Raw genomic sequence first — 8750 nt, forward strand, 5'->3', positions numbered from 1 at the left:
GCCCATCCACATGAAAAAGCCGGCGCGACCCTTGGGAACGCACCGGCTCTGATAAATGGATCCGGCCTTACCGCGACACGAAGCAGTTGCCTCCGGCAGCCTTGTAGCTGGTGCACAGATTGATCGCATCGTTGCGCGATTGCGCAGGCACCCGGACACGGTAGAAGGTGCCCTTGCCGGCGATCTCCGCCTTGACGATGTTGGCGGTGCGACCGGCGAGCACATTTCCATAGCGGCGCTGCAGGTCGGCGTAGTTGGCCTGGGCGCTTTCGACCGTCGGCTGCGAAGCGATCTGCATCGACCACGAACCGCCCGATGTCGAAGCCGTCGCCGGAATGGAGGCAACCTGGTCGGGCTTGACCTCGCCGACCACGTCGACCGGCTGGTCGGACGGGCGCTGCGGCGCCACGGCAACCGTCTGCGGCGTGTTGGCGGACTGGGTCTCAGCCTTCGGCGTGGCCGCCGGCTTCACCGGCTTGACCGGCTTGGCGGTCTCGGCACTTGCCTGGTCGCTATTTGCCTGATCGGCAGGCGCCACGGTGCCGGTCTGCTCGGCATCGGCCGAAGGGGCGACGTGCTGCGGCGCCGGGTCAAGCGGCTCAGTCGCCGCAACCTGCGGCGCGGCCGGCGTCGAGTCCTCGCGGGCCACCAACGAGCCGTCGGGCTTGACCACCATGGTCCGCACCTTGCGCGGGGCAACGGCGACGGTATCGGGGTTCTTGTCGGCTTCCTGCAGCACCTGCGCGATGCGGTCCTCGGATTTTGGCGCCGGCGCGACAGCCGCGTCGGGGTTGACGGCAGCTTCGGGGTTGCCGGCAGCGTCGGGGCCTGGGGCAGCGTCGGTATCGTCGGGCGACAGATCGACGACGCGGCTTTCAGGCTCCTGCGCCTTCACATCGACCGGCTCTTCGGTGTTGGTGACTAGCTTCTCCTGAACCGGCTCGGCCGGCTTGGTGCCCTTGGCGACCGCATCATAAACCTTGTTGTCCTGGTTCGGCACCACGGCGCCGCCCGGATTTTCGGGCTTGACCTTGATCGGCCTGTTGTCGGCCTTGACAATGACCGGCGCATCGCTGCCGCCCTTGCCGCCGAACGACAAGGCGAAGGCGCCAAGGCCGCCGGCAATCGCAACCGCAGCAACGACCCCCGCGACCAGCAGGCCGCTCCTGCGCGGCCGTGCGGCTTCCTGCTCGGCGAGGCCCGGCACCGCCATTGCCTCGTCCAGATCCGGATCGTAGTCGAGTTCGTCGACCGCGAAATCGTCGGCCTGCGAAACCGGCTGGCTGCCGGGCAGATCGTCCATGTCGAAGCCGCCGGCGGCATCGGCGTGGTGAGCTTGCGTGGCTGCAAGCACTTCGGCTGGCCGCGCCGCATAGGCGCGCTGGTCGAGCTCGTGGCCCGAACTGAAGCCGGAACTGTAGGAATCGTCATCATAGCCGGCACTGCGTGCGGCAGTGGGCGGCGCCACTTCCACCGCGTTCATGTCGTTGAGCATGCCGGCGAATTCGGCGTCGATGTCGTCATAGGCGGCCGGCTCGTCTTGCTCGAAGCTGAGTTCTGGAATGTCGAGGTCGTCGGCAATCGCCACCACACGCTCCGGCACATCGACCGTCTCGACATCCGGCATCTCGTCATAGGCCTGAGGCGGCGCCTGGCGCGATGGCGTCGGCGCCACATAGGCAGCAGCGGCAACCGGCTGGTCGCGATAGCTTGGCGCTGCCGCCGGCGGCATGGACGGCTTTTCTGCAAAAGAAGCTTGCGGCTGCGCTGCAAAGGAAGGCTGGGCCGGGGTGGGAGTCACGCGGCTCCACGAACGCGCCGGCTCCGGCGGCGTCGAGCGCCAATCGCCAGCGACCGGTGCTGCCGTATCGTCATGACCGAGATCGATGCCGTTGGCCAGCGCCGCGTCGAAGGCGTGATCATCGAACTCGATCTCGGGCACATGGCCTTCAAGTTCGCCGGCAAGCAGATCGTCGAAATCGGCATCGTCCGCCTGGGCCTCCTGAGGAGCAGGCGCGTGTTCGTCTAGGTCCCAGTCGAGATTATCGACCGGAGCGACCGGCGTCGCGACGGACCGCTGCACCGGGGCAACCGGCTCATAAGTCCTGGTGGGCTCGATGGCGGCAGCCCTGGTGGGCTCGGTGACCACCGGAATCGGGGCGACTGGCGCCGGGCGTGGTGTGGTCATGGCGCCAAGCAGCGCGTTGAGTTCATCTTCCAACGTCCGTTCGTCAGCTACCGGAGCGGCCGGGGTCGCCATATTGGTAGGCGCCACATAGGCTGGTGCGACCGGAGTTGGCTGAACCGGAGCGGGTGCGGTCTCGGCCACCGGCTCGTGATCGGCAAGCGCATCATCGATGCTCAGATCGAAATCGTCGAATGCTTCGTGCGCAGTCTCATGAGAGGGGCTGGCCTCCACGGTCCAGGCCGGCGTCTCGTCCACTTCCGGCGCATCCATCTCAACCGGCGCGCTGACCTGCAGATCGCTCTCTTCCGGATCCTCGGCCTCAACAGGCTGAGCCTCGAAAGCCTGCGGCTCGAAATGCTCGGCTGCAAAATCCTGGGCTGCAAAATCCTGAGCTGCAAAATCCTGGGCCGCAAAGTCCATGTCGACATCGGCCATCGCGTCATCGAAATGACCCGCAAAATCCTCGTCGGCAACAGTGTGGTCGGCGACTCCGACGGCGTCGAAGGTATGGATCGGCGCCTCGGCTACTGGCGCGGCATACTGGTCCTGGGCCGGCGCAGGACCGTCCAGCGTCAGCTCGTCTTCCAGCGACATCGAGACGGCATTGTCGAAATCATCGTCGAACGCGAGATCGTCGGCAGTCGCAGCAGCAACCTGGGCGACATCTGCGGCATGGGCGACGGTCGCATCGTCATCGAGCAGCAACCCCTGCTCGAGCGAAGCGGCAAGCTCGTCATCCATCGGCAGGTCGTCTTCGAGCGGCGATACGTTTTCCAGCGAGCTGGCGACGGCATTGTCGAAATCATCGTCGAATGCAGCTTCGTCGAATGCGGGCTCGGCAAACGAAGGTTCGGCAAACGAGGGTTCAACGGGAGCAGCCGCAGCCTGCGGGGCAGCGCCGAAATCCAGATCGGCGGCATCGTCGAAGACGAAATCATATTCCAGCGAAGCAGCCAGCGCATCGTCCATCGCGGCATCGGTGGTTTCGAAAGCCGGCTCGTGAATCTCGGCAGCAGAGTCGTAGGGTTCAGCGGCAGGCTGGTGAACCTCGGGAGCTGGCTGGCTGGCCTCCATGGAACCGACTTCATCGCCGAATTCGCCCATCAACTCCTTCTCGAGGTCGATGTCGAAATCGCCCTCGTCCGCAGCCGTCTCGACGGCTGGCGCCTGCGGCTTGACCGGCTGGCGCGGATCGAAACCCATGATCCTGGTCAGTTCAGCGAACGGATCATCTTCGGCGATGTCGTTGTTGTCGGCTACTCTCAGCTGGGTTCTGTCTGCCATTATTGTTCCCGAACTCGCACTCATTCGGACGCCATGGACGTCGCGTAGGGTTGGCCCTTACCAGCGCAATGTGGGCAAATGGTGACAGGTGTTTTAGTTAAACCTAACGCATCTCAGTGGGCGCATCAGCCCCAATCAGCGTCAGGCCGGAAGTCAAAACATCCGAAACAGCCTGCACCAGCCCTAGTCTGGCATGAGTCAATTGTCGGTCGTTAACCTTAACAAAACGTAAGTCGGGATTCTCGGTGCCCCGATTCCAGTGTCCATGGAAGGTGGAAGCCAGATCGTAGAGGTAGAATGCCAGCCGGTGCGGCTCCAGCGCAAGGGCCGCGGATTCGATCAGCCTTGGATATTCAGCCAGCTTCCGGATCAGGCCGATCTCGCCCTCGTCGGTGAGCGACGCCGAGGCCGCGGCCAGGCTGTTGCGGTCGAAATTGGCCTCGCCCAGTTGCTCGCTCGCCTGCCGGAACACCGAATGACAGCGCGCCGAAGCGTACTGCACGTAGAACACGGGATTGTCCTTGGACTGTTCGGTGACCTTGGCGAAATCGAAGTCGAGCGGCGCGTCGCTCTTGCGGTAGAGCATCATGAAGCGGATAGCATCGCGGCCCACCTCCTCCACCGCTTCGCGCAAGGTCACGAAGTCGCCCGACCGCTTCGACATCCGAACCGGTTCGCCATCGCGAAACAGCTTCACCAGATTGCACAGCAGCACCGTGAGTTGCAGCTTCAGATCATCGCCTGCAATCGCCCGCGCCAGCGCTTCCAGCCGCTTGACGTAGCCGCCATGGTCGGCGCCCAGCACATAGATCAGGCCGACGAAACCGCGGTCGACCTTGTCCTTGAGATAGGCGACGTCGGCGGCGAAATAGGTGAACGAGCCGTCGGACTTGACCAGCGCCCGGTCCATGTCGTCGCCGACCGCCGTCGAGCGGAACAGCGTCTGCTCGCGGTCTTCCCAGTCGTCCGGCTTCTCGCCCTTGGGCGGCGGCAGCTTGCCCTTGTAGATATGGCCCTTCAGCGTCAGATCGTTGATCGCCGAGCGGATCCTCCTGGCATTGTCGGCATGCAGCGTGCGCTCGGAGAAGAAAACGTCGTGATGGACATTGAGCAACGCCAGATCCTCGCGGATCATCACCATCATGGCGTCGATCGTGCGGTCCTTGACGATTACCAGCGACTCATCGTCGGGCATCTGCAAGAGCTTGCGGCCAAATTCGGCAGCCAGCGCCTGACCGACCGGCACAAGGTAATCGCCGGGATAGAGACCGGCCGGTATCTCGCCAATGTCGTCGCCCAGCGCTTCGCGGTAGCGCAGGAAGGCCGAACGCCCGAGCACGTCGATCTGCGCGCCGGCGTCGTTGATGATGTATTCCTTGGTGACGTCATAGCCGGCGAAGGCCATCAGATTTGCAAGCGTGTCGCCGACAACCGCGCCCCGGCAATGGCCGACATGCATCGGCCCGGTCGGATTGGCCGAGACATATTCGACATTGGTCTTCTTGCCGCCACCAATGGTCGAGCGGCCGTAGTTTTGCCCCTCGCCCAGCAGCGCAGTCAGATGTGCCTGCCAGAAAGCGTCCTTGAGCCGGAGATTGACGAAGCCGGGACCGGCGACGTCGGCTTCGGCAACATCGGCGTCGCTGCGCAGCACTTCCACCAGCCGCTCGGCCAGCGCGCGCGGGTTCTGCCCGGTGGGCTTGGCCAGTACCATCGCCGCATTGGTGGCGAGATCGCCATGGCTGGCGTCGCGCGGCGGCTCGACGGCGATGCGCGACAGGTCGGGCGAAACGCCATTACTGTCTTTCAAATCAAGCGCTTCGACGGCTTTTGTGATTCGCGCGCTGAAATCGGCGAAGATGTTCATGGGTCTTGCTCTGGCGGACTGTGCAGGGGAACCGGCTCATTGGCCGGCAAATCGCGCCCGCCCTAGCTTAAATCGGGCGTATGGTCAAACAGACGGCGGTGTTCCTTCAAGGCGTAGGTATCCGTCATCCCCGCCAGGAAATCGGCGACGCTGCGCGCCTTGATGCGGTCCTCCGCCCGGTCGAGCCCCTCCCGCCAGCCGTCCGGCATGGCGCGCGGATCGGCGAAATAGACATCGAACAGGTCGCGCACGATCTGCTCGGCCTCAGTGCGAACGCGCATCACCTCGTCATGCCGGTAGAGATGCTTGTAGAGAAAGGTCTTCAATTCCTTCTCGGTCGCCGCCACGTCAGCGGAAAAGGTCACCATCGTTTCGCCCGCCGCCCGCACCGCTTCGGCGCTGTCAGGCTTGATGCGCTCAAGATTGGCGGTGGTGGAAACAATGACATCCTCGACCATCATCGTGATCTGCCGGCGCATCAGCTCATGGCCGGTGCGCACATCGTCCAGGCCCGGATAGCGCGCGCGCACGCTTGCCAGGATCGATCCCGGCAGCGCCACCGTTTCCAGCATGTCCAAGGTCAGGAAGCCGGAGCGCAGGCCGTCGTCGATGTCATGGGTGTTGTAGGCGATATCGTCGGCGATCGCAGCACATTGCGCCTCGATGCCGGCGAAATGGTCGAGTTCGAGGTCGTGCAGCTCGGAATAGTCGCGGATCGCCTGCGGCACCGGGCCTTTGAGCCCTTTTCCCTTGGCATCTGTCAGCGGCCCATTGTGCTTGACCAGCCCTTCCAGCGTTTCCCAGGTCAGGTTTAGCCCGTCGAACTCGGCATAGCGCCGCTCCAGCCGCGTCACCACGCGCAGCGACTGCGCATTGTGGTCGAAGCCGCCCCATTGGGCCATCCGCTCGTTCAGCGCGTCCTCGCCGGTATGGCCGAACGGCGTGTGACCGAAATCGTGCACCAAGGCGACCGCCTCGGCCAGATCCTCGTCGCCGCGCAGCGCTCGCGCCAGAGCCCGCGCAATCTGCGCGACCTCGATCGAATGCGTCAGCCGGGTGCGATAGTGGTCGCCTTCATGGGCGACGAACACCTGCGTCTTGTGCTTCAGGCGGCGGAACGCGGTGGAATGGATGATGCGGTCGCGGTCGCGCTGGAATGGCGTGCGAGTCGGGCTCTCGACCTCGTCATAGAGCCGCCCGCGCGACCTGGCTGGGTCGCTGGCATAGGCCGCGCGCGGCCGATAGCCGAACCCAATGTCGCCAAGCTCATTTGTCATGGCTGATGCCGCCGCAGTTGACTTGCCCCTTCCCGCTTCATACCTATCATGTGAAACCGAAAGCAAGGTGACGCCCATGGGCGCTGATGCCAAGACTGCCATGAAAGTCGAGATGACCGAGTCCGCCGCCAGGCGGATCGCGAAAATCGTCTCTGGCGAGGCCGGCAAGACGGCGCTGCGCGTCTCAGTAGAGGGCGGCGGCTGCTCCGGCTTTTCCTACAAGTTCGACCTGGTCGATACGCGCAATGACGACGACGTCGCCATCGAAAAGGACGGCGCCACCGTGCTGATCGACGATTTGTCGCTGGTCTATATGGGCGGCTCGGTGATCGACTTCGTCGACGATCTGATGGGCCAGTCGTTCCAGATCCGCAACCCCAATGCAGTCGCCTCCTGCGGCTGCGGCACCAGTTTCTCCATCTAGGCAGATGTCCGGCGTCGGCGCGGTCCGTCAGGTCGCACTGTCGGCCGGGCGCGACCTCGACGTCACGCTGGCCTTCTGGCACGATGTGCTCGGCCTCAGCGTTCATGCCCGCTACGATCCGCCGGGCATCGCCTTCATCATGGCCGGTGATATCAGGTTGCTGTTCACCGATGGCGTTCCGGCCGGCACCGTCTATCTCGATATAGCCGGGCTCGAAGCCTTCCACGCCGAGGCGAAAGCGTCCGGCGTTCCCTTCACCGCACCGCCGGCGCTCGTCCACAACGACACCGAAGGCACGTTCGGAACGGCGGGGGAAAGCGAGTGGATGGCCTTTCTAAAGGACCCGGCAGGCAATACGATCGGGCTTGTCGAACGTCTTTCGCCCGAACATCCCTGAGGCCGCCCATGAAAATCGTCACCTGGAACATAAACGGCATTCGCGCCCGCATCGGCAACCTCACCCACTGGCTGAGCGAAAGCCAGCCCGACATCGTCTGCCTGCAGGAGATCAAGTCGGTCGACGAGCAGTTCCCGCGCGCCGAGATCGAGGCGCTTGGCTACAACGTGGAAACCCATGGCCAGAAGGGCTTTAACGGCGTCGCCCTGCTGTCGAAGCTTCCCTTCGACGAGGTTATCAGGGGCCTGCCCGGTGATGACACCGACGAGCAGGCGCGCTTCATCGAGGGCGTGATCTCGACCGACCAGGGCGCGCTGCGCGTCGCCTCGCTCTATCTGCCCAACGGCAACCCGGTCGATGACGAGAAGAAGTTTCCCTACAAGCTGGCCTGGATGGAACGGCTGCATCGCTGGGCCGAGCAACGGCTGCTTCTGGAGGAGGCGCTGGTGCTGGCCGGCGACTACAATGTCATCCCCGAGCCGGTCGATGCGCGCTTCCCCGAGAACTGGCTTGGCGATGCGCTGTTCCAGCCGCAGACCCGGCAAGCCTTCCGGCGACTGAAGAATCTCGGCTTTACCGAGGCGGTGCGCGCCGTCACCGATGCGGCCGACGTCTACACCTTCTGGGACTACCAGGCCGGCGCCTGGCAGAAGAACAACGGCATCCGCATCGACCATCTGCTGTTGTCGCCCGAAGCGGCCAACCGCTTTTCCTCGGCCTCGATCGAAAAGCATGTGCGCGCCTGGGAAAAGCCTTCCGATCATGTGCCGGTGGCGATTGATCTGGCGCTGCTGCCGGCCTGATATCAGCCGAAACCCTGATATCGCCACAATCGCGCCATTCAGTCAGAGATCAGCATGGCGGCTGGGGTTCCATGGCACTACGATTCCTCCTTTGCCCGATCGGCCTAGCATTTGCCATGGCCTCCCCTGCAGCGGCACTTGCCGACCAGCAGTGCCTGGCCAATGGCAAGTCCTACCAGGTCGGCCAGGTCACCTGCCTGACGGTGTCAGACAAGAGCCATATGGCCCGCTGCGACCTGGTGCTCAACAACACCTCATGGACCAAGATCGGCGACAGCTGCCCCGACAGCACGATGAAGCCGCATCTGCACGTCACGCCGATCTCGGTGCCGGTACACAGAGCGGCGCCGGCGGAACTCACCGAGAACTGATGGATGTGAGCTAATCTCCCCCCTTGCGGGCATAGGCGCTAAGATAGGTATTGCCCTGCGGAATCGGGTGTGATTCTACACTGCGATGACACACGAATCGCTTGTTGATGACGGCTGGGCCGAGACGATTGAGCTTCTG

7 protein-coding genes are annotated in these 8750 nt (G+C 63.8%); 4 read left to right on the plus strand and 3 right to left on the minus strand.

Annotated elements, in window-relative coordinates:
- Positions 1–67: 67 nt before the first annotated feature.
- The 3 genes from NKI06_RS03685 to NKI06_RS03695 form a co-directional block, all read right to left on the minus strand.
- Positions 68–3472, minus strand: a complete 3405-nt coding sequence (locus NKI06_RS03685; RefSeq protein ID WP_352984102.1) for an SPOR domain-containing protein — start codon at positions 3470–3472, stop codon at positions 68–70.
- 103 nt (positions 3473–3575) lie between these two features.
- Positions 3576–5339, minus strand: a complete 1764-nt coding sequence (argS, locus tag NKI06_RS03690; RefSeq protein WP_023739016.1) for an arginine--tRNA ligase — start codon at positions 5337–5339, stop codon at positions 3576–3578.
- Between the two features lie 62 nt (positions 5340–5401).
- Positions 5402–6616 carry a deoxyguanosinetriphosphate triphosphohydrolase gene (locus NKI06_RS03695; RefSeq protein WP_023716245.1) on the minus strand — a complete coding sequence of 405 codons (1215 nt, stop codon included), beginning with the start codon at positions 6614–6616 and terminating at the stop codon, positions 5402–5404.
- Positions 6617–6692: 76 nt separating this feature from the next.
- On the opposite strand from NKI06_RS03695, the gene erpA reads away from it, so the two are divergent.
- From erpA to NKI06_RS03715, 4 genes are all read left to right on the plus strand, one after another.
- Positions 6693–7040 (plus strand): iron-sulfur cluster insertion protein ErpA, encoded by a 348-nt coding sequence (gene erpA, locus NKI06_RS03700; RefSeq protein ID WP_027050337.1) that lies wholly within the window; start codon positions 6693–6695, stop codon positions 7038–7040.
- A gap of 4 nt (positions 7041–7044) precedes the next feature.
- Positions 7045–7437 carry a VOC family protein gene (locus NKI06_RS03705; RefSeq protein ID WP_023681658.1) on the plus strand — a complete coding sequence of 131 codons (393 nt, stop codon included), beginning with the start codon at positions 7045–7047 and terminating at the stop codon, positions 7435–7437.
- A gap of 8 nt (positions 7438–7445) precedes the next feature.
- On the plus strand, positions 7446–8240 hold the full coding sequence (xth, locus tag NKI06_RS03710) for an exodeoxyribonuclease III (protein WP_352984104.1): 795 nt from the start codon (positions 7446–7448) through the stop codon (positions 8238–8240).
- A gap of 116 nt (positions 8241–8356) precedes the next feature.
- Positions 8357–8611 (plus strand): hypothetical protein, encoded by a 255-nt coding sequence (locus tag NKI06_RS03715; protein ID WP_352984105.1) that lies wholly within the window; start codon positions 8357–8359, stop codon positions 8609–8611.
- Positions 8612–8750 lie beyond the last annotated feature (139 nt).

Source organism: Mesorhizobium sp. M0772 (genome assembly GCF_040320135.1).
Taxonomy (GTDB): Bacteria; Pseudomonadota; Alphaproteobacteria; order Rhizobiales; family Rhizobiaceae; genus Mesorhizobium.

Excerpts from the sequence above, each read along its gene's own strand:
- NKI06_RS03695 (WP_023716245.1), bottom strand. The coding sequence starts at position 6,616 with ATGACAAATGAGCTTGGCGACATTGGGTTCGGCTATCGGCCGCGCGCG.
- argS (WP_023739016.1), bottom strand. The coding sequence starts at position 5,339 with ATGAACATCTTCGCCGATTTCAGCGCGCGAATCACAAAAGCCGTCGAA.
- erpA (WP_027050337.1), top strand. The coding sequence starts at position 6,693 with ATGGGCGCTGATGCCAAGACTGCCATGAAAGTCGAGATGACCGAGTCC.
- NKI06_RS03705 (WP_023681658.1), top strand. The coding sequence starts at position 7,045 with ATGTCCGGCGTCGGCGCGGTCCGTCAGGTCGCACTGTCGGCCGGGCGC.
- NKI06_RS03685 (WP_352984102.1), bottom strand. The coding sequence starts at position 3,472 with ATGGCAGACAGAACCCAGCTGAGAGTAGCCGACAACAACGACATCGCC.
- NKI06_RS03715 (WP_352984105.1), top strand. The coding sequence starts at position 8,357 with ATGGCCTCCCCTGCAGCGGCACTTGCCGACCAGCAGTGCCTGGCCAAT.
- xth (WP_352984104.1), top strand. The coding sequence starts at position 7,446 with ATGAAAATCGTCACCTGGAACATAAACGGCATTCGCGCCCGCATCGGC.